20 protein-coding genes and 1 riboswitch are annotated in these 20549 nt (G+C 68.8%); of the genes, 3 read left to right on the top strand and 17 right to left on the bottom strand.

Translation table 11 applies throughout. The features are described 5' to 3' along the window. Window positions 1-11: 11 nt before the first annotated feature. Entirely contained in the window at window positions 12-971 is a 960-nt protein-coding gene (gene gcvA, locus BW991_RS00225) for a transcriptional regulator GcvA (RefSeq protein ID WP_076600094.1), read from the bottom strand. A 324-nt stretch (window positions 972-1295) separates the two neighbouring features. Between gcvA and BW991_RS00220 the strand changes: the two genes are divergently transcribed. Both BW991_RS00220 and BW991_RS00215 read left to right on the top strand, forming a co-directional pair. Beyond that, window positions 1296-2807: a succinyl-CoA:acetate CoA-transferase ScpC gene (locus BW991_RS00220; protein WP_076600093.1), complete on the top strand. Its 1512-nt coding sequence runs from the start codon at window positions 1296-1298 to the stop codon at window positions 2805-2807. A 217-nt stretch (window positions 2808-3024) separates the two neighbouring features. After that, complete coding sequence (locus BW991_RS00215; protein WP_076600092.1) at window positions 3025-4488, top strand: YdgA family protein; 1464 nt, start codon at window positions 3025-3027, stop codon at window positions 4486-4488. Window positions 4489-4548: 60 nt separating this feature from the next. On the opposite strand, the gene dinB is transcribed toward BW991_RS00215, so the two are convergent. The 15 genes from dinB to cobM form a co-directional block, all read right to left on the bottom strand. Next, entirely contained in the window at window positions 4549-5688 is a 1140-nt protein-coding gene (gene dinB, locus BW991_RS00210; RefSeq protein ID WP_076600091.1) for a DNA polymerase IV, read from the bottom strand. Window positions 5689-5713: 25 nt separating this feature from the next. Beyond that, entirely contained in the window at window positions 5714-6175 is a 462-nt protein-coding gene (locus tag BW991_RS00205) for a MaoC family dehydratase (protein ID WP_076600090.1), read from the bottom strand. Window positions 6176-6484: 309 nt separating this feature from the next. After that, window positions 6485-7780: an acetyl-CoA hydrolase/transferase family protein gene (locus BW991_RS00200; protein WP_076600089.1), complete on the bottom strand. Its 1296-nt coding sequence runs from the start codon at window positions 7778-7780 to the stop codon at window positions 6485-6487. 138 nt (window positions 7781-7918) lie between these two features. Then, the gene (locus tag BW991_RS00195) at window positions 7919-8308 is read right to left on the bottom strand and encodes a (2Fe-2S) ferredoxin domain-containing protein (RefSeq protein ID WP_076600088.1); all 390 of its coding nucleotides are present in this window, start codon (window positions 8306-8308) and stop codon (window positions 7919-7921) included. Then, complete coding sequence (gene cobJ, locus BW991_RS00190) at window positions 8305-9267, bottom strand: precorrin-3B C(17)-methyltransferase (protein ID WP_076600087.1); 963 nt, start codon at window positions 9265-9267, stop codon at window positions 8305-8307. Before cobJ ends, BW991_RS00195 begins: the two co-directional genes overlap by 4 nt. A 152-nt stretch (window positions 9268-9419) precedes the next feature. Next, entirely contained in the window at window positions 9420-10211 is a 792-nt protein-coding gene (locus tag BW991_RS00185; RefSeq protein ID WP_076600086.1) for a CbtA family protein, read from the bottom strand. A gap of 14 nt (window positions 10212-10225) precedes the next feature. Beyond that, window positions 10226-10411, bottom strand: a complete 186-nt coding sequence (locus BW991_RS00180; protein ID WP_076600085.1) for a CbtB domain-containing protein — start codon at window positions 10409-10411, stop codon at window positions 10226-10228. Window positions 10412-10452: 41 nt separating this feature from the next. Next, a complete protein-coding gene (locus BW991_RS00175) occupies window positions 10453-10875 on the bottom strand; it encodes a cobalamin biosynthesis protein (RefSeq protein ID WP_076600084.1) in 423 nt (140 codons plus the stop codon). Further along, window positions 10875-11648 carry a cobalamin biosynthesis central domain-containing protein gene (locus BW991_RS00170; RefSeq protein WP_076600083.1) on the bottom strand — a complete coding sequence of 258 codons (774 nt, stop codon included), beginning with the start codon at window positions 11646-11648 and terminating at the stop codon, window positions 10875-10877. Before BW991_RS00170 ends, BW991_RS00175 begins: the two co-directional genes overlap by 1 nt. Beyond that, window positions 11645-12463, bottom strand: a complete 819-nt coding sequence (cobI, locus tag BW991_RS00165; protein ID WP_076600082.1) for a precorrin-2 C(20)-methyltransferase — start codon at window positions 12461-12463, stop codon at window positions 11645-11647. Before cobI ends, BW991_RS00170 begins: the two co-directional genes overlap by 4 nt. Window positions 12464-12635: 172 nt before the next feature. Next, the gene (gene cbiE / locus BW991_RS00160; RefSeq protein WP_076600510.1) at window positions 12636-13955 is read right to left on the bottom strand and encodes a precorrin-6y C5,15-methyltransferase (decarboxylating) subunit CbiE; all 1320 of its coding nucleotides are present in this window, start codon (window positions 13953-13955) and stop codon (window positions 12636-12638) included. After that, on the bottom strand, window positions 13934-15097 hold the full coding sequence (locus BW991_RS00155) for a cobalt-precorrin-5B (C(1))-methyltransferase (protein WP_076600081.1): 1164 nt from the start codon (window positions 15095-15097) through the stop codon (window positions 13934-13936). The genes cbiE and BW991_RS00155 overlap by 22 nt, the downstream gene beginning before the upstream one ends. A gap of 122 nt (window positions 15098-15219) precedes the next feature. Next, window positions 15220-15900, bottom strand: coding sequence for a precorrin-8X methylmutase (locus BW991_RS00150; RefSeq protein ID WP_076600080.1), 681 nt, complete (start codon window positions 15898-15900; stop codon window positions 15220-15222). A gap of 3 nt (window positions 15901-15903) precedes the next feature. After that, complete coding sequence (locus tag BW991_RS00145; RefSeq protein ID WP_076600079.1) at window positions 15904-16866, bottom strand: sirohydrochlorin chelatase; 963 nt, start codon at window positions 16864-16866, stop codon at window positions 15904-15906. Continuing rightward, complete coding sequence (gene cobM, locus BW991_RS00140) at window positions 16863-17672, bottom strand: precorrin-4 C(11)-methyltransferase (protein WP_076600078.1); 810 nt, start codon at window positions 17670-17672, stop codon at window positions 16863-16865. Before cobM ends, BW991_RS00145 begins: the two co-directional genes overlap by 4 nt. Before the next feature lie 179 nt (window positions 17673-17851). Then, window positions 17852-18073: riboswitch (cobalamin riboswitch) on the bottom strand. Window positions 18074-18272: 199 nt separating this feature from the next. Between cobM and rquA the strand changes: the two genes are divergently transcribed. Continuing rightward, window positions 18273-18965: a rhodoquinone biosynthesis methyltransferase RquA gene (gene rquA / locus BW991_RS00135; RefSeq protein ID WP_244551567.1), complete on the top strand. Its 693-nt coding sequence runs from the start codon at window positions 18273-18275 to the stop codon at window positions 18963-18965. Between the two features lie 22 nt (window positions 18966-18987). Here the strand turns inward: rquA and BW991_RS00130 are convergent, their stop codons facing one another. Beyond that, on the bottom strand, window positions 18988-20541 hold the full coding sequence (locus BW991_RS00130; RefSeq protein ID WP_076600509.1) for a DEAD/DEAH box helicase: 1554 nt from the start codon (window positions 20539-20541) through the stop codon (window positions 18988-18990). Window positions 20542-20549 lie beyond the last annotated feature (8 nt).

Raw genomic sequence — 20549 nt, 5'->3', positions numbered from 1 at the left:
CCGTGCTCGGTTCAGTCGGCCTGGGCCGCGGCTTCGGCCGTGAGCCAGGTGCGGAAGGCGGCGACGGCCGGGCGCCGCGCGATCGCCTCGTGCATGACCAGATAATAGGCGAAGGGCGAGGGCAGCGGTATGTCGAAGGGGATCGCGAGGCTGCCTTCGGCCACCCGCGATTCGATCAGCGAACGCGACGCGAGCGTGACGCCCTGGCCGGCGAGCACCGCGGAGAGCGCCAGCGCGGCGTTGGCGAAGCGCGTGCCGCGGTGCGGATCGACGCCCGTGACGCCGGCGCGTTCCAGCCACAGCCCCCAGCCGGAGCGGGCGATGCCGTGGCCGGCGTCGCGCAGGGTGTCGTCGTGGATCAGCACGTGGTGCGCGAGGTCGGCCGGCGTGCGCAGCGCCTTGTCGCCGCGCAGCAACGCGGGCGCGCACACCGGAACGTAGTCCGGGGCGAAGAGCCGGTCGACGACATGGCCGGGATAGCTGCCGGTGCCATACAGGATGGCGACCTTGCTCTCGGCGTCGCGCGGGTCGACGGCCAGCGCCGCGACGATGGCCGCCTGGCCGCGGCGGTCCACGGTGTCCGCGGTGCTCGACAGCTGCAACGCGACTTCCGGATGCGCGCCGGTGAAGCCGGCGAGGTGGGGCACCAGCCAGTGGCTCGCGAAGGAGGGCGGCGCGATCACCGTGAGCGGCCCGGCCACCGCCTGGCGGGTGCTCTCGATGGCCGCGGCGAAGCAGTCGAAGCCTTCGCGCACCTTGGGCAGCATCGCACGGCCGTGCTCGGTGAGCGCCAGCGCGCGCGTCATGCGGCGGAACAGCGGTACGCCCAGCCAGTCTTCCAGCGCCTTGATCTGCTGGCTGACGGCCGCGGGGGTCACGCACAGCTCGGCCGCGGCCTGCTTGAAGCTCAGGTGGCGCGCGGCGGCTTCGAAAGTGCGCAGCAGGGCGAGGCCGGGCAGGCGGTAGCTCATCGTGGACAGTTAAGTGTTTCTAATCTGTTACATCATAAATCGTCGTTTGTCGCCGGGCCAGCCGCTGTCTAGACTGCGCTCCACGTCCATCGTGTTGTCCGGCGGCCTCCTCCCTCCTCCACCGCCGGGAATCTTCGATTGATCGGAATGCGCGCCATCGGGTTACCGGTGGCGCGCATTGTTTGCGCGGCCGCTTCCCGTGCCGCGCTTTGGCCATGCCGTTCCGGCACCGGATTCCATGCAGGGCAGGTTTGCGGACTCCTCCGCCGGGCGGTCGTTTGCGCCGGAATGCCGGCGTCCCGTTTTCGTGGAGTCGTGAATCACATGAGTAAAGAAAACCGCATCCATTGTGCGGCGCTGCGCAGCAAGGTCATGTCCGCCAACGAGGCGGCGAGCCTGATCCAGTCGGGCATGAACGTGGGCATGAGCGGCTTCACAGGCGCGGGCTACCCGAAAGCCGTGCCGTCGGCGCTGGCCAAACGCATCATGGACGCGAACGTGAACGGCAAGCGCTTCAAGATCGGCGTGTGGACGGGCGCCTCGACCGCGCCCGACCTCGACGGCGCGCTGGCGATGGTCGACGGCATCGAGATGCGCCTGCCCTACCAGTCGGATCCCACCTGCCGCAAGCGCATCAACGCCGGCGAGATGGAGTACATCGACATCCACCTGTCGCACGTCGCGCAGTTCGTGTGGTTCGGTTTCCTCGGCAAGCTCGACGTCGCGGTGGTCGAGGTCGCGGGCATCCTCGAGGACGGGCGCCTGATCCCTTCGTCGTCGATCGGCAACAACAAGACCTGGCTGGACCAGGCCGACAAGGTGATCCTCGAGGTCAACTCGTGGCAGAGCAGCCAGCTCGAAGGCATGCACGACATCTGGTACGGCACGCAGCTGCCGCCGAACCGCCAGCCGATTCCGCTCGTGCGCAGTTCGGACCGCATCGGCGAGCCCTACCTGCGCTGCGACCCGGAGAAGGTGATCGCGGTCGTCGAGACGCACGCGCCGGACCGCAACTCGGCGTTCACGCCGCCGGACGAGAGCTCGAAGAGAATCGCCGGCCACATCCTGGAATTCCTGCAGTACGAGGTGAAGAAGGGCCGCCTGCCGCGCGAACTGCTGCCGCTGCAGTCGGGCGTGGGCAACATCGCCAACGCCGTGATGGCGGGCCTCAACGAGGGGCCGTTCGAGAACCTGACCGCCTATACCGAGGTGCTGCAGGACGGCATGCTGGAGATGCTCAAGTCCGGCAAGCTCGCGAGCGCGTCGGCGACGGCGTTCTCGCTGAGCAACGAGGCGCTGGCGGAACTCACCGCGGATCTCGGCCGCTACCGCGAGCGCATCATCCTGCGCCCGCAGGAGATCAGCAACCATCCCGAGGTGATCCGCCGCCTGGGCGTGATCGCGATGAACGGCATGATCGAGGCCGACATCTACGGCAACGTCAATTCGACGCACGTGATGGGCTCGCAGATCATGAACGGCATCGGCGGCTCGGGCGACTTCGCGCGCAACGCATATCTGTCGATCTTCATGACGCCGTCGCAGGCGAAGAACGGCGCGATCTCGTGCATCGTGCCGATGGCCTCGCACGTGGATCACACCGAGCACGACGTGCAGGTGCTGGTCACCGAGCAGGGCCTCGCCGACCTGCGCGGGCTGTCGCCCAAGCAGCGCGCGAAGGCGATCATCGAGAATTGCGCGCACCCGAATTTCAAGCCGGCGCTGTCGGACTACTACAAGCGCGCGCTGCAGTTCTCGCCCGGCAAGCAGACGCCGCACCTGCTTGAGGAAGTGTTCAGCTGGCACCTGCGCACGCTGCGCGGCGAGCGGATGTAAGGCGGCGCCAGTCGCCGGCGGCCCGGGAGATGATAAGGGCATTTTCGGGAGCCGGGTTTGCATATAACATGACAACCCCGGCCCGCTGCCGGCTCTGCGTTCCTGCCTGTCCGCACCGGATCGTGCGCCCGCCTGACCGGCCGGGTGCGTGAGCGGGACGGACAGGAGGGTGCCCGCAGACCCGCGGGCATCCCTCCTGTCACGAAGTCCCGCACACATGAACAAACCCCTCAGAATCGTCGTCGCCGTGGCCGCGCTGGGCCTGGCATTGCCCGCGTCGTCGTGGGTGTTCGGCAAGCAGATCGAAACCGCGCTCGACGCGCATTACGGCAAGCTCGGCGAGCTGCCTCATTTCCGGATCGTCGCGCGCGAGTTCGATCGCGGCTGGTTCCGTTCGACGGAGACGGTGACGTTCGAGCTCAACGGCGAACTGCTGCGCGATGCGGCGGGCGCGCCCGGCGACGAGGAGCGTTCCCTGTCGGCCGAGCAGGGGGCGCCGGCCGAGCCCGTGCGTTTCACGCTGCGTTCGGCAATCGTCCACGGACCTCTCCCCGGCATGACGACGATCGCCGCGGCGGTGTCGGACACCGAACTGGTGCTCGACGACTCCGCCCGCGCGGTGGTCGCGCGTCTCTTCGGCGACCGCAAGCCCTTCGAGCTCAATACCGTATATGGTTTTACCGGCGCCGGCACGGCCACGCTGAAGATTCCCGAATTCGTTGCCGAGCAGACCGACGAGAACGGCGCGGCCATGCGCCTGACGTGGCAAGGGCTCACGGCGACCGTCGACTTCGGCCGCGACCTGCGGGATTACAGGCTGCGCGGTGAGGTCCCGGGTGTGCAGATCGAAGACGGCAGCTCGCGGCTGACGGCGACCGGCCTGCGCGTGGAGGCCGATCAGCGGCACATCTTCGACGACGAACCCTTCCTGTTTGCCGGAACGCAGAAGTTCGCCCTGGCCGAGCTGAAACTCGTTCCGCAGGGTGTCTCGGGCGAGCAGGGCGGAGCCGTGACCCCGATGCAGCTCAAGCGGCTGACCTACGACGTGAATGTCCCCGTGAAGGGCGAATTCGTGGACATCAACGCGAAGATGGCGGCCGAGGTCGTGCAGGTGGGCAATCGCAACTTCGGGCCGGCGCACTACGACCTCAGTTTCAACCACATGCATGCGCGCAGTCTCGCGGATCTGAGCCGCGCCGTGATGGGGGTATATCGCGGGGATGTCGCCGCGTCCTCACCGCAGGCGCAGGGCGAGGCGATGCTCGCCGCGATGGAGCGCCCGGCCAAGGCCTTGCTCGCGCAGGGGCCGGAGTTCAGCCTGGATCGCGTCAGTTTCAGCAGCCCGTACGGCGAGGCCGAGGTCGCGGCGCGCCTGCGGGGCAACGATCTTCAGCCGGAAGATCTGGGCAATCCGCTGGCGCTCATGGCCAAGCTGGAGCTGAGCGGGCGCATGTCGTTTCCCGAGCGGCTGCTGACGGACTTGCAGGGGCTCGGCGCGGCGTCGTCGCAGGATCGCCAGGTCGACGCGCAGGCGATGGAGAAGCTGCTCTCGGGCTACGCCGCGCAGGGGCTGTTGCAGCGTGACGCGGGCATCGTGAAGTCGTCGCTCGAGTACAAGGGCGGGCAGCTGAAGGTCAACGGCACGCTCGTCGATCCCTTCTCGATGATGGCGCAGCGCTAAGCGCCAAGCGCCGGGCGCCGGGCGCCACGGCAATGCGAGGCCCGGCGATGCTGTCGGGTGTCAGTCGAACAGGCGCAGGTTTTCGCCCGGCAGCGGCGGGCGCGGGCCGGCCTCGCCGGGCGGCAGCAGGGTGCCGACGCGCACGCCCAGCAGGCGCAGGCGGCGGTCGAGCGGCACGCGCTTCAGGCAGCTGCGCACCGCGGCGAGGATCGTCGCCGCGTCGTCGGTCGCCTGTTCGATCGTGATGTCGCGCGTCACGGTGCGGAAGTCGTCGTAGCGCAGCTTGAGGCCTATCGTGCGCCCGACATAGCCCTTGCGCTTGAGGTCGCCGGCGACGCGGTCGCACAGTTTCACGAGGATGTCGGTCAGCGTGTCGCGGTCGGCGCGCACGTCGAGGTCGCGCTCGAAGGTGGTTTCGCGGCTGATCGACTTGGTTTCGCGCTCCGTCACGACCGGACGCTCGTCGCACCCGTGCGCGACTTCCGTGAGCCAGTGGCCGTAGTGCTGGCCGAATTCCTCGATCAATTTTTCCGGCGCCGCGGCGGCGAGTTCGCCGATGGTGTGGATGCCCAGCGTGTCGAGCTTTTCGCCGGCGCGCGGGCCGATGCCGTTGATCTTGCGCGCGTCGAGCGGCCAGATGCGCGTGGGGATGTCGGCGTAGTCGAGCACGGTGAGGCCGTCGGGCTTCTGCAGGTCCGAGGCGATCTTCGACAGCAGCTTGTTGGGCGTGACGCCGATGGAGCATGACAGCCCGGTCGCCGCGCGCACGGCGTCCTTGATGCGCTGGGCGAGTTCGACGGTTTCGCCGGGCACCTCGGTGAGGTCGATGTAGATCTCGTCGATGCCGCGATCTTCGATCAGCGGGGCGATTTCGGCGACGGCGGCCTTGAACAGGCGCGAGTAGCGGATGTAGTCGTCGAAGTTGGCCGGCAGCAGGATGGCGTCGGGGGCGAGCGCCGCAGCCTTCATCAGCCCCATGCCTGAATGCACCCCGAGCGCGCGGGCGGGGTAGGTCGCGGTGGTGGCGACGCCGCGGCCGACGTAGTGGCGCAGGCGCGGGAAGTCTTCGAGCCGGTCGCCTGCGAGCGCGCCGCGCCGTCCGCCGACGACGACGGGTTGCCCGGCGAGTTGCGGGTAGCGCAGGAGTTCGACGGACGCGAAGAAGGCGTCCATGTCGAGGTGGGCGATGCGGCGTTGCATGGGAGGCGCGGCGTGCGCCGGCGCTTCAGTCGGTCAGCGTCGGGGCGCGTTTGAGGAGGTGGTTGCCGATGTAGGAGGCGACGGTGTCGCCATGCTGGTTGATGGTCTTGTACAGCATGCGGACGATGCCGCGGTCGGGCTTGGAGCGCGAGGGCCTGACTTCGAGGACTTCGAGTTCGGCGTGCAGGGTGTCGCCGGGGCGCACCGGGGCGAGCCAGCGCAGTTCGTCGATGCCGGGGGAGCCGATGCTGGACTCGGCGATGATGCCGGTCTGGATGAAGAGGCGGAAGGTCAGGGCGACGGTCTGGAAACCGCTGGCGATGAGCCCGCCGTAGGGCGATTGGGCGGCGGCGTGGGTGTCGAGGTGGAAGGGTTGGGGGTCGTACACCATCGCGAAGTCGATGATCTGGCCTTCGGTGAGGGTGATGCCGGCGGTGGTGAAGCGTTCGCCGGGGGCGAAGTCGTCGAGGTAGCGGTGGTGGCGCATGGGGTGAGGTCGTCCTGATTTCCTGTCAGGGCGATATTTTGCGGCATCGGGACGTGCGCGGGGGACGGGCGGGTGGATTCGCCTGCCGGGCAGACGCTCGCGGCCTTCGGCTTCCCGGCGCTCACGACAGCCCGGCAGGCGAATCCGCCCGCCCGTCGGAACGGGTGACGGCGTTTCTTACAGCAGGTTCAAGGTCGTAACCGCGTAGGGCGGATGAGCCGAAGGCGTTATCCGCCGTATGGACCTTCCGATTCGCATGCGGCGGAAGGCGCTTCGCTTTTCCGCCCTACGTCTTCCGGTACCCGATAATTACAGCAGGTTCAGGCGCTTCGCGGCTTCGCGCAGCTCGCCGCGGAAATCCGGGTGCGCGATGCCGATCAGGGCCTCGCAGCGCTGCTTGGCGGTCTTGCCGCGCAACTGGGCGACGCCGTATTCGGTGACGACGTAGTTGATGTCGTTCTTGCTGGTCGTGACGTGGGTGCCCGGGGTGAGGGTCGGCACGATGCGCGAGATGGTGTCGTCCTTGGCCGTCGACGGCAGCACGATGAAGGCCTTGCCGCCCTTCGAGCGGTTGGCCGCGCGCACGAAGTCGACCTGGCCGCCGGTGCCGGAGTAGGGCAAGGGGCCGAGGCTTTCCGAGCCGCACTGGCCGAGGAAGTCGACCTGCATCGTCGCGTTGATCGCGACGAGATTGTCGTTCTGCGCGGCGTAGTACGGGTCGTTGGTGATGTCGACGGGATGCATTTCGAGCGTCGGGTTGCGGTGCATGTACTGGTACAGCTTCTTCGAGCCGAGCGCGAAGGTCGCCAGCATCTTGCCGGGCTTGAGCGTCTTCCTGCGGTTCGTCACGGCGCCGGACTCGATCAGGGACAGGATGCCGTCGCCGATCATCTCGGTGTGGATGCCGAGATCGTGCTTGTGTTTCAACTGCATCACGACGGCGTCGGGGATGCCGCCATAGCCGATCTGCAGCGTCGCGCCGTCGTCGATCAGGTCGGCGACGTATTTGCCGATCGCTTCCTGCACCGGCCCGATCGTCGGCAGGCCGACTTCGAGGATGGGGGCGTCGCTTTCGGTCAGTGCCGCGACCTGCGAGATGTGCACGTGGCAGTCGCCGTAGGCGAAGGGCACGTTCGGATTGACTTCGAGGACCACCGCGCGCGCCTTCTTCACCGCGGCCATCGTGTAGTCCGGTCCGAGCGAGAGCGCGAAGTAGCCGTGCTCGTCCATCGGCGAGGCCATCGAGAACACGACGTCGGCGGGGGTCAGGCCGCGGTCGATGAGCTGCGGGATCTCGGAGAAGTAGTTGGGCATGAAGTCCACCCAGCCGGCCTGGCCGCCCGCGCGCGACGCACCGCCGAAGAAGTACGCGCTGTGGCGCACGTTGGCGATGGTTTCGGGATCGAAATAGCCGTACTTGCGCAGCGGCAGGATCTGGCTGACGACGACGTTCTCGAGACTGTGACGGCGCGCCGACAGCGCTTCGAGCAGCGTGGGCGGTTCGCCGACGCCGGTCGGGACGATGACGGTGTCGCCCGACTGCACGAGTCCCGCGGCGTCCGCGGCACTCATCCTTTTTTGCTGATACTGGGTATGTACGCTCATGTCCTTCCTCTCCCTGGTTTCGACTGTCTATGTATCGATTCGGGCGCGATTATAGTCGCGTCCATACTGGTGCGTATGGAAAACGTACGGATGCGTATGGGAGATTCGATTGGCTCCGCCTATCGACGGAGCCGGCAGTCAGCGGGGGGCGGTGGGACCGCGGTGAAAAACCAGTTCCTCGACCGGTTGGCCGCCGACGAGGTGCTGGTCGACGATGCGCTGCATGTTCTCCCGGACGGCATTGTAGTACCACACGCCGTCGGGTTGTACGCACACGATGGGGCCGCCCTTGCAGGCGGCGAAGCAGGACACGCGGGTACGCTTGACGCGCAGTTCGCCGTGATCGAGGCCGGCCGCCTTGAAGGTTTCGCCGAGGCTGTCGAACAGCGCCTGCGCTTCGCCGTTCTGCGTGCAGCGCGGGCCCGTGCATACCAGCAGGTGGCGGCGGTAGGTGCCGAGCTTGGGCTTTTCGGGTGCCGCCGGTGGGGCGTCGGTGCGGGGCTCGGGCGAGTTCGGCGGCGCGCTCATGCGAGCGCTTCGTCCGCGTCGGCCGGTTCGTCGTCGCTGGGGGCGGCGAGTGCGGCGGCGATGTAGTCGGCGGGCAGGCCGTGGCGGCGGGCGAGTTCGTCGACTGACTCGCCGCTGGTGCGGAGCGCTTCGAGCCAGCCGTCGAGGCCGGTCGATAGCGAGCGGCCGGCCTTTTCGCCGTCGCGCGTGTCGCCCGATTCGACGTCGTACTTGTTGGCGTAGCCGCGCGGCGTGACCATCAGACCGTGGCGCACGAAGGTGTTGGAGTTGCCGATCAGCACGGTGCTCAACATGCCGATGTCGCACTCGGTCATCTGCGCCAGCGTCGTGAATTCGATGCGCTGCTTGGGCCGGTAGGCGGACTTCACGATCGCGACCGGGGTGTCCGGGCGGCGGTGCGCGAGGAAGAGGCGCTGCGCTTCGACGATCTGACGGGCGCGGCGGCCGCTTTTCGGGTTGTACAGCGCGACGACGAAGTCCGCGGCGGCCGCGGCGTTGAGCCGGCGCGCGATCGCGGGCCACGGTGTGAGCAGGTCGGACAGCGAGATTGCGCAGAAATCGTGCGTCAGCGGCGCGCCGACGAGGGCGGCGCAGGTGTTGAGCGCAGAGGCGCCGGGGACGATCTCGACTTCGATATCCGAATCAGGCGTCCAGCCGGCCTGGAACAGCACCTCGAAGGTCGGGCCGGCCATGCCGTACACGCCGGCGTCGCCCGAGGAGATCAGCGCGACCTTCTTGCCCTGCCTGGCGCGGTCGAGGGCCTCGATCGCGCGGTCGAGTTCCTCGGTCATCGACTTCTTCACCACCTCCTTGCCTGCGACGAGGTCGGCAACGAGGCGGATGTAGGTGACGTAGCCGATGATGGTGTCGGCCTCGGCGATCGCGGCGCGCGCGCGGCCGCTCATGTGCTCGACGCTGCCGGGCCCGAGGCCCACCAGCATGATCTTGCCTGTTGTCATGGTGCGTATCTCTCTGTGTTGAGGGGTAGGGCAAATGCTCGGCGCACCCCTTTTCGTAGGGCGGATGAGCCGAAGGCCGGATTTGGCAACTGCGCCGCCGTATGTGCCTTTGGTCTGCGGACATTCGGCGGACAGCGCTTCGCTTTTCCGCCCTACAGCGTCGGCGTCAGATCCGCGAGTGCCGGACGCACCCAGCGCGCGACGGCCCAGCCGGAAAGCCCGCCGAGCGCGAGCCATTGCACGGCAGTGGCGAGGGTGGTCGCGAGGGCGAAGGGGCCGGCGAGCGCCTCCATCTGGCGAGCGATCCCGATGTCGTAGCCGGCGAAGGGGCCGCCGGCGAGATGCGGTGCGCCGACGGCAAAGGGCAGTGCGATCAGCGCGAGGCCCAGCAAGCGCAGCGGGCCGCGGACGAAGGCGAGCAAGCCGAGCCCGGCCGCCCCGCTCGCAGCGGCGAGCAGCCACCACGCCTGACGATCGCCGAGCGGCGCGGCGACGCTGCCCGGCAGTTCGGGCGGCAGGCCCAGCGTCGGCAGCCCGAAGACGCAGATCCAGCCGGCCGCGCCCCACACCAGACCCGTGCGGGCCGACGCGAGCGGACGGCCGCGCAGGTGTTCCCAGGTCGTGATCGCCGCGACCAGGACGAGGCCGAAACCGATCGCGTTCAGGACGTTCGCGATGGCGGTCCAGACATGCCGTTCCGTGCCGTCTTCCGGCGCCCACTCTGCCGCGTCGTGGGCGTGTGCGTCGCCGTGGGCCAGGTCGTGATCGTGATCATGCGCGGTCGCCGCGAGCGGCGCGGTCGGTTCCGCCGGCTCGGTCGAACCTTCGAACACCTCCGCGGCGGCGATGAGGGGGATGGCCTGCCAGTGCTGCACGGCACTCACGAGCAGGCCGGCGAGCGCGCCCACCAGCAGGGCGCACAGGACGATGCGACGGAACAGCATGCCGGACTCCGCGCTCAGTGGCAGGGGAAGACGTTGACGTGGCGGGTGTCGTGCGCGGCGTTGTGGGCCGCGGCGATCGGGCTGAAGCCGACGCCATAGACGATGACGGCGCCGAGTAGCACGGCGGTGAGGACGGGCTTGGCGATTGCCATCAGGGCGCTCTTAGGGCGGGCGATTTGCAGGGCGGCTTGCTGTTGCATGGTGGTTCTCCTTCTTCGATGGGTGTGACAGCGTTTGAAAATCAGTTCGATGCCGACATGCGGGCGACGGACACGGTCGCGTTGCGACCGTCCGGGCCGCGCAGCTTGTGCTTCTCGACGATCAGCTGCGTCAGATCCGCCCCGGCGGCGAGCAGCGCCGCGGCTTCGGAAACGGACGGCGTGCCGGTGTAGCGGCGCACCGTTTCGGACGGATTCGGCACGGGCACGTCGGCGAGTGCCGCCGCCGGGTGGAAGGCGATCGTCCAGCCGTGACTGGCTGCGAGTTCGAGCAGCCCGGCCTCGTCGGCCTTGAGGTCGATGCTCGCCACTGCGCGTACGTCGGCGAGTTCTGCGCCGGCCTGGGCGAGCGCCTCGGCGATCGCGCGGGCGATCGTCTCCGACGGCGTGCCGCGGTCGCAGCCGAGACCCAAGGCGACGCCGGACGACGCGAGCTGCGATGACATCACGCCGCTTCCTGCGGCGGACGGTAGATCACGCGGCGCCCGGCGAGGCGTTCGGCCCAGCCGGCGGGCAGTTCCCGGTCGCTGATCCACAGCACCGCGCCGAAACGCTCCGGATCGACGTCCTCGAGGCGCTCGAAGCGCTTCAGGTTCGCCGGCAGCGGACCGCTGCGGCCGTTCGCATGACGTGCCCACCAGTCGCGGCTGCCCGCTTCCTGCACGAGGGCGACCGGTTCGTCGTTCACGACCGCGGCGCTCGCGCGCACGATCTCGTCGTGGCTCGCATCGAAGGTCCAGCCGAGTTCGCGGCCCAGCAGATCGACGGCGAGCGTCTCGCGCGCGTCGGACGCGGTCGTCAGCACCGGCTGCGCGCCGAGCGCCGCTGCGAGCACGCCGGCGAGCGCATTGGCACCGCCGAGGTGGCCCGACAGCATCGGGATCGCGTAACGGCCGCCTTCGTCGAGCACGACGATGCCGGGGTCCTGTTCCTTGTCCTTCAGGTGCGGCGCGATCAGGCGCACGACGGCGCCGAGCGAGACGATCGCGACGATGCCGTCGAAGCCCGCGAAGAGCGCGGGGATCTGGTCGCCGGTCTTGCCGGTGTAGCAGCTGGCGGCGCCGGGGGCGGCAGCCTCGGCTTCGGCGCGGAATTTCTCGGGCGCGAACAGCCGTGCGCCGGGGATCGCCGCGACGACGCGGCCGGCGAGCGCGATGCCATGTTTGGTGATCGAGACCACCGCGACGCGTTCGTTGGCGAAGGGGAGGTTGACGTTCACGCCTCGGCCTCCACCGTCGTCACGATCGTTCCGATTTCTGCAGCGCGCTTGCGGCAGCCGCGACGCAGTTCGCCGCGCGCGCGCTTGGGGTTCTGCACCAGCAGCAGCGACAGGTAATTGACCTTCTCGCCGCGCAGGCTCGCGACGTCCTTGACGACACGCTCCTCGGGCGAGCCGACCTTCTCGACGAAGCAGCTCGTCGCCAGCAAGTCGCGCGCTTCGAGCAGATCGAGGATCTCGTCCATCAGCGGCTTCACCTTCATCAGCACCAGCGTGTCGAACTCGTCGAGCAGATGGTCGATCACCGACACACCGTAGGCTGCGGGGATCACCGCGACGGTTTCATCCTCCTCGGCGAGCGCGACGTCGGCGCAGGCCGCAGCCGCGGCGAAGGAGCTGACGCCGGGAATCGTTTCCACGTCGACTTCCGGCGCGAGTTCGCGCACCGCGCGGGCGAGGTGGCGGAAGGTCGAGTAGGTGGAGGCGTCGCCTTCGACGAGGAAGGCGACGTCGCGCCCTTCGGCGAGGAGCTCGGCGGTGCGGGCCGCGGCGCGCGCCCAGGCTTTCGCGAGCGCGACGGCGTCGCGCGTCATCGGGAACACCAGTTCGACCGCGTCGGCGGGCACATCGATACCTCCGCGCACGACGATGTCGAGCGCGTAGGAACGTTCCTCGGCCTTCTTCACCGGGTAGGTCCAGCGCGCGTCCGACTGCAGCGCGGCCCAGCCGCGGCGCGTGATCAGGTCGGGGTCGCCGGGGCCGAGGGAGACGCCGATCAGGCGGCCATAGCGGGGCGTGGGGAGGGCATCATTCATTGTTGTTCTTTGCTTCGATAGGGGTTCATAAATCGCGTAACCGAATCGACAGGGACTCCTTGTTCCTCCCCCTTCAAGGGGGAGGTTAGGAGGGGGATGGGTTTCCGTCGGGGCAGCTAAACCCATCCCCACCCCAACCCTCCCCTTGAAGGGGAGGGGGTAAACGCGGACCTCAACCTGACATCACGCCACCACTCCGTGCGTTAATAGGAAGGGCCTTGTATGCGGTCACAATCCACACCGGGTTCTGCGCGGCCAGCCGGTGCATGTCGAGGATCGGCTGGCTGCGCGCGGCCGACAGCATCGTCACCTCCCACTCCGCGCCCGCGGCGGCGAGCGCCGTCGTCGCGGTCGCGAGGTTTTCGAGCGTGACAAAATTCATCACGAGGCGGCCGGCGGGACGCAGGCGCGCGAGGCATAGCTCGATCAGCTGCGCGAGTTCGCCGCCCGAGCCGCCGATGAACACCGCGTCCGGATCGGGCCACGCGTCGAGGCCGTCCGGCGCCTTGCCTTCGACCAGCGTGTAGTTCGTCGCCTGCAGGCGCTGCGCGTTCTCGCGCGCGTTAGCGGCGTCGCCGGTGTTCTTCTCGATCGCCCAGACGTGGCCGAGGCGCGCGATGCGCGAGGCTTCCAGTCCGACCGAGCCGGAGCCCGCGCCGATGTCCCAGACAACGCTGTCCGCGCGCAGCCCGAGTTTCGCGAGCGACACCGCGCGCGCTTCGAGCTTGGTGATCAGCCCTTTTTCGGGCTGACGCTGCACGAAGTCGCCGTCCTCGAAACCGAACACCGCGCGCGGTGCGGGCGCAGTGACGCGGTCGATCACGACGATGTTGGGATCGGGGAATTTGCGCGCCGCGGTTTCCCGAAGCGTCAGGTCGGCGAAGATTTCCTCGTCGGGCAGGCACAGGCGCGCGGCGACGGAGATGCACAGCTCGTCGCCGTAGCCCGCGGCGAGGAGGGCGCGCGCGATGCGGTCCGGGCTGTTGTGCGGGCTCGTGAAGGTGGCCACGCGCGCGTGTTCCGCGACCGCACGCACGAGTCCGTACAGGCCGTGGCCGGGCGTCGCGCCGGTGTGCCATTCGCCGGCATCGGCGCCGTGGCAGGAGCGGATCGCCGCGTCCTGCCACGGCTTCTTCAGCCGTGCACAGGCGATCGCGATCGTCGATGGCGCCGGCAGCACTTCCACGCTCGCCGCGCCGATCCTGTCGATCAGGAAGCGCGCGATGCCGTGGCACAGCGGGTCGCCGGTTGCGAGCACGGTCACAGGCAGATGGTCGCCGAGTGCCGCGCGCACCCATTCGGGCGTCTTGCCGAGCGCGCCGTCCATGTCGCGCAGCTCGACCTCGCTGCCGAGATGCGGCGCGACGAGATCCAGCGTGCGGCGCGCGCCGATCACGACGCGGCTCGCGGCCAGCCGTTCGCGGCCGGCAGCCGACAGGCCGTCCCAACCGTCGTCGAGGATGCCCAGGATCAGGCAGCGAGGGTCAGACATTCGGATTCCTCCACGGTGACGATGGGCACGCCCTCGAAATTGCAGGCGAGCACGGTGAGGCGGTGCGGGCCGGGGTAGCGTTCGCGCAGGCTGCGGATCGCACGGACCGCGAGCGCGCGGTGGAAGGGCACCGTGAGACCCAGTTCGGCGAGGCTTTCGGCGGCGAAGCGCGCAGTCTCGGCGGCGCGGATCTGCTCGACGACGTCCGGCGGCGCGCCGACCTCGGTCGCGGCGTCCGCGATCAGCTGACGGTCGATCTCCTCGCGCCATGCGTGCGTCACCGACAGGCCCTGCGCGATCTTCGTCAGCTTGCCGACCATCGCGCCGACGATGACGCGCTGCATCCGGTGCTTCACCGCGGTGGTAAACGCTGCCTTGACGAAGTCGCCCATCTGCACGAAGCAGGCCTCGTCGAGCTCGGGGAATTCGCGCATCGCGCACTTCTCGGTGCGCCCGCCGGTCGTGAACACGACGGCCGTCTGGCCCTGGTTCGCGGCGACGTCGACCGCCTGGATCACGCTCGCGCGGAAGGCCGCGGTCGAGTAAGGGCGCACGATGCCGGTCGTGCCGAGGATCGAGATGCCGCCGAGGATGCCGAGCCGCGCATTGAGCGTCTTCTTCGCCATCTCTTCGCCGCCCGGCACCGAGATCGTCACTTCCAGGCTGTCGCCCGCGGCGAGGATCGCGGCTCCCGCGCGCGCGACGTTTTCGCAGATGTTCCTGCGCGGCACCGGGTTGATCGCCGGGCCGCCGACTTCCAGCCCGAGGCCGGGCTTCGTGACGACCCCGACACCGGGCCCGCCCTTCAGGATCACCTCGCCGCCGCCGTTCGGAATGCGCCGCACGTCGGCGGTCAGGTGCGCCTTGTCGGTCGCGTCCGGGTCGTCGCCGGCGTCCTTGATGCTCACCGCGCGGGCGCAATCGCCATCGATGCGCCCGTCGGTGATGCGGAAGGTGATCTTCATGGTGTTGGGCAGGACGCACTCGATCTCGGCCGGGACGTCCCCCCGCACGAGCCCGAGCGTCGCCGCCGTCGCCGCGGCGGCCGAGTTCGCGCCGGTCGTGAAGCCGGTGCGGTTTCCCCGCTCGCGCTTCGCGTCGCCCTTGCGAACCTTCTCCGGCAAGACGTGGCCAGCTGCCATGCGTGCTCCTGTTAACCGCGCAGCCGAAAGCCGTTCGCCCTGAGCCTGTCGAAGGGCATGGGCAGGGCTTCGACAGGCTCAGCCCGAACGGATGTGTGGGATGCCCGCATGAATAGGCTCGCTCAGGCCGTCAGCTGCTCGCGCTGGCGCGCTTCGGCCAGCCCCAGCAGCGCGTGGATCGCAGCGACGACCAGCGTCGAGCCGCCCTTGCGGCCGCGGATCACGATCCACGGCACGTCGGCGACCTCGGCCATCAGGTCCTTCGACTCGGCCGCCGACACGAAGCCGACCGGCATGCCGATCACCAAGGCAGGGCGCGCGCCTTCCTCGCGGATCAGGCGCACGACTTCGATCAATGCCGTCGGCGCATTGCCGATGCCGACGATCGCGCCGTCGAGCAGGCCCTGGCGGTGCGCCTTGCGCATCGCCTGCACCGCGCGCGTGGTCTCCTCGGCTTTCGCCCGGGCGATCACGTCCGCGTCGGAGATGAACTGGTGCGTGCTCATGCCGAAGTGCGCGAGGCGCGACGCCGACAGGCCGACGCAGATCATCTCGACGTCGGCGACGATGCGCGTGGCGCCGGCGAGGATCGCCTCCAGGCCCGCCGCGACCGCGTCCGGGTGGAAGTCGGTCAGGCCGTTGAATTCGAAGTCCGCGTTCGCGTGGATCATGCGGCGCACGACCGGCCACTGTTCCGGCAGGTAATCGTGGCGGCCGACCTCGGCGTCGATGATGGCGAACGAATCGTGCTCGATCGCGCGTCCGGCGGCGGTGAGCTGTTCGGTAACGACGTTGCTGTGCATGATTCAGGCGTGGGCGGAGTGGGCGCAGCCGGCGTGCGGCGCGTGGTTGTGGGAGCAGCCGTGGCCATGATCGTGGTGGGCATGGCCGTGTTCATGGTGGTGGTGAGGGTCGTGCCCGCCGTGGTCATGATGGCCTGCGGTGTGGCTGTGGTCGTGCAGGTGTTCGGCCTCGGCGGCGAGGCGGTACTTGCAGCCGTCGCATTCGAGCAGCGAGGCTTCACCGGCGTCGGCGACACGCGCCTCGACCAATTCGAAGATGCCCGCGTCGAAACCGAAGTGCGTGCCGAGCGCGAACGCGATCTGCGGGTACTGCGCGCGCAGCCGCGCGAGCTGCGCGTCGATGCGCTCGATCAGCACGCCAGTGAAGAGATACACCGGTACTACCGCGATCTGCGTCATGCCGAGCCGCACCTGGCGCTGCACCGCGGTTTCGAGCCGCGGCCAGGTCACGCCGGTGAAGGCGAGGTCGACGAGTTCGTGGTCGGTGTCCTCGAAGATCCAGCGCGCCATCTTCGCGAGTTCGCCGTTTGCGCCGGCGTCCGACGATCCGCGGCCGAGCAGGATCACGCCGGTCGTGCAGGGGTCCGGCATGTGCAGCGCGTGCATCAGGCGGTCGAGCTGGCCCATCAGCACCTTGAAAATCTCGCGTCCCATGCCGAGGTGGCGCGTGCATTCGAAGGCCACATTCGGGTGGCGTTCGCGCGCGTGCTCGATCGCCGCCGGGATCTCCATCTTCACGTGGCCAGCCGCGTTGAGGATGAAGGGGATCACGATCACGCGCGCAGCACCTGCCGCCGCACGGTCGAGCCCCGCGTCGAGCAGCACATCGGCGTACTCGATGAAGCAGGCCTCGATGCGCCACTCGGGGCGGCGTGCGCGCCACTCCGCGGCAAAGCGTTCGATCTCGTCGTTACCCGCGCGGTTGCGCGAGCCGTGGCCGACCAGCAGGATCGTGGTGTTTTTCATGAGGCGTCTTCCGTGACGGTGGCCCGGCGGAAGCGGTGGCTGAAAGCCGGGTCGTAGAGTTTTGAACGGGCGATCTCGGGCCAGTCGCGGGCGCCCAGCGCGGGGCTCGCGATGATCATCGCCTGCGCGGCGATCTTCTCCGCCTGGCACTTCTTCTTGATGTCGGCGAGGGTGCCGCGGACGATCTTCTCCTCGCCCGGCCAGCTCGCCTTCTGCACGACGAGGATCGGTGCGTCCTCAGGCCAGCCGGCGCGGCGCAGCGCGTCCTGCACCTCGTGCAGCAGCGTGATCGACAGGAAGATGCACAGCGTCGTGCGGTGTGCGGCCAGCGCGTCGAGCTCCTCGCCCGCGGGCATCGGTGTGCGGCCGGCGACGCGCGTCAGGATCACCGTCTGCGTCACCTCCGGCAGCGTCAGCGTCTCGCCCGCCGCAGCGGCCGAGGCCAGCGCCGAGGACACCCCCGGCACGACCTTCCACGCCACGCCGGCCGCATCGAGCAGTCGCGTCATCTCGACCAGTGCGCCGTACAGGCCCGGATCGCCCGTCTGCAGCCGCACGACCGTCTCGCAGCGCGATGCGGCGTCGATCAGCCACGCGCTCATCTCCTCGAGCGTCATGTCCTTGGAATCGCGGATCGCGCAGCCTTCCGGTGCGTAGAGCGTAGCGGCCTGGTCGACCAGCGAACCGGCGAACAGGATGCCGCCCGCCTGTTCGAGCAGGCGCCGCCCCTTCACGGTGATCAGGTCCGGATCGCCCGGACCGGCGCCGACGAACCACACGGTTCCCGGCAAGGACTTGGAATGCATACGGCTCCCCGCGAGCGCATTGAACAAGCTCCGGGGGATGGCGGCAGCCGACGGCACCGACGGACGGCGCGGTCGGGCGCAACTTGTGGCTGGGTCGATGAGTGGCTGCGTTCGGGCGCTTGAGGCCCGTGACAGACGCGATCGGATTCCAGTCGGCAAGCCCACACCCCGGGGCACAAACCTTCCAAATCGATCGGGCCGGTCTTCTGGCTTGCCTTCCACCGGATTCCGCCGCCTTCCCGAGCGCAAGGCTCAGTGGCGTGTGGCGGATCCGTCAGGCTTACAGCAGCGGGGGCTGCGCCGGACTGGTCGAAGGAGCGTGTCCTCCGACGTCACCGGACTTCCCGTTTCACCCCGTCATGCGGTCGCATGGCGGGGAACCCGGATCGAATTCAGCGTAAAGAATAGGGGAAGCGGACAGGGCGCGCAAGTTGCCGTTACGTCATCCGGCAGCCGATCCGGCAAGCGTCTTCGTGCCGCCTGCCCGAGCCGGGTAGTCCGCATTGCCATGAATACTGCCAGCGTATGCAGTCGGCGTTCCGCGCTTCAGCGGATCCGGTTATGCTGGCGGGCATGACACAGATTTCTGCCGATTCCGCCATGATGCAGCCCGTGACAAATTCCTGTGCCGTGCCGTCCTACCTGTCGCGCACCTATCACTGGGCCTATCTCAGCCATCGCACCCTGCCCTGGCTCGACCGCGAATGGGTCGTTTCGGCCATCCTGTGGGGCAATGCCCGGCGCCTGATGCGCGCGGCAGTCGAGGAGTTCGCGCCGGGGCAGCGCCTGCTGCAGGCGGCGTGCGTCTATGGCCCGTTCTCGCGCCTGCTCGCCGAGCGTGTCGGCTGCAACGGGGTGCTCGACGTCATCGACGTGGCACCGATCCAGGTCGCCAACGCCCGCCGCAAGCTCGACGGTCTCGCGCACGCAGACGTGCGCCAGGGCGACCTCGCGCGGCCCGATTGCCTTGCGGCCGGGTCGCACGACGCCGTGTGCTGCTTCTTCCTGCTGCATGAAGTGCCGCCGGTCGAGCGCGCGTGCATCGTGCACAACCTCCTCGGGGCGGTCGAGCCGGGCGGCAAGATCGTGTTCGTCGATTACCACCGCACCCACTCGTGGCACCCCCTGCGCCCGGTCATGGCGCAGGTGTTCCGCTGGCTCGAGCCTTTCGCGCCCTCGCTGCTCGATACCGATATCACCGCGCTTTCGCCGCTGGGCGAGGGTTTCGCATGGAAGAAGACCACCCTGTTCGGTGGTCTCTATCAAAAGATCGTCGGGGTGCGGCGCGGCTGAGCCGCACCCGTCGCGGTGACGTTCAGTTGCCGCGATTGCCCGGCTTCGCGCTGAAGAGCGCGGCGCGCGGCGCGGTGCTGCGCCCCGTATCCTGACGCGCCGGTGCGCGCGGGGCGTCCGTGCGCGGCGCACGGTTGCCGCTGGGCTCCTGGCTGCGCGGTGCGCCGTTCCTGTTCGCCTCGCCGTTGCGTGCATTGCGATTGGCCTGCGTCTCGCCGTTGCGCGCCGGGCGGTTTGCCGGCTTGCCGCTATCGCCCGCCGTGCCCTGTGCGCCCTGGCGCGCCGGCTGGCGGTTGGCGCCGTGCGGCTGCGTGCGCGGCGCCGGGCGTTCTGCAAGCGGCTGGCGCGGCGCACGGCCATCGTTGCGCCGTCCCGACGACTGGCGCGGGTCGCGCGGCGGTCGCTCGCTGTCGCCCGGATCGGGCGCGTGGGTCACGAATTCGGGCACGGTGGCGCGATCGATGGTGCGCTTGATCAGGCGTTCGATCGACGCGAGATAGGGCCTCTCCTCGCTGTCGACGAAGGAGATCGCCTTGCCGGTCGCCCCCGCACGGCCGGTGCGGCCGATGCGGTGCACGTAGTCTTCCGGCACGTTCGGCAGCTCGAAGTTCACCACCTGCGGCAACTGGTCGATGTCCAGGCCGCGCGCCGCGATGTCGGTCGCGACCAGTACCGGCAGCGAGTTGTCCTTGAACTGCGACAGCGCGCGCGTGCGCGCCGCCTGGCTCTTGTTGCCGTGGATCGCGGCGGCGGGAATGCCGTGCTTGCCAAGGTATTCGGCCAGCCGGTTGGCGCCGTGCTTGGTGCGCGTGAACACCAGCACCTGGTGCCAGTCGTGTTCCTTCACCAGATGCACGAGCAGGTCGCGCTTCTGCTTCTGCGGCACCGAATACACCGACTGCTCGACCAGTTCCGTGGTCGTGTTGCGGCGTGCCACCTCGACGCAGCCCGGATTGTTCAGCAGGCCGTTGGCGAGCGAGCGGATCTCGTCCGAGAACGTCGCCGAGAACAGCAGGTTCTGGCGCTGCTTGGGCAGCATCGCGAGCACCTTGCGGATGTCGCGGATGAAGCCCATGTCGAGCATGCGGTCGGCTTCGTCGAGGACGAGGATCTCGACCCCCGACAAGTCGACGGTCTTCTGCCCGGCATGGTCGAGCAGACGTCCCGGCGTCGCGACGAGGATGTCGACGCGCTTCTTCAGCGCCGAGATCTGCGGATTGATGTTCACGCCGCCGAACATGACCATCGAGTTCAGCTGCAGGTGCTTGCCATAGGTCTGCACGGATTCCTCGACCTGGGCCGCGAGTTCGCGCGTCGGGGTGAGGATCAGGCAGCGCGGGCGGCCGGCCTTGGGGGCGCTGGCCGGGGCTGCGGACAGCCTGTGCAGCAGCGGCAGCGTGAAGCCGGCGGTCTTGCCGGTGCCGGTCTGGGCCGCGGCAAGCAGGTCGCCGCCGGCCAGCACCAGCGGAATGGCCTGCGCCTGGATCGGAGTAGGCTGCGTGTAGCCGGACTCGGAAATGGCGCGCAAAAGGGGTTCGGCCAGTCCAAGACTGGCGAAGGAAACTTCGGAATTGATCAAGAAGA

The organism is Aromatoleum tolulyticum (assembly GCF_900156155.1).
GTDB lineage: Bacteria > Pseudomonadota > Gammaproteobacteria > Burkholderiales > Rhodocyclaceae > Aromatoleum > Aromatoleum tolulyticum.
The sequence above is the reverse complement of the archived record's forward strand: the minus strand, read 5'-3'. Positions and strand labels throughout refer to the sequence as shown.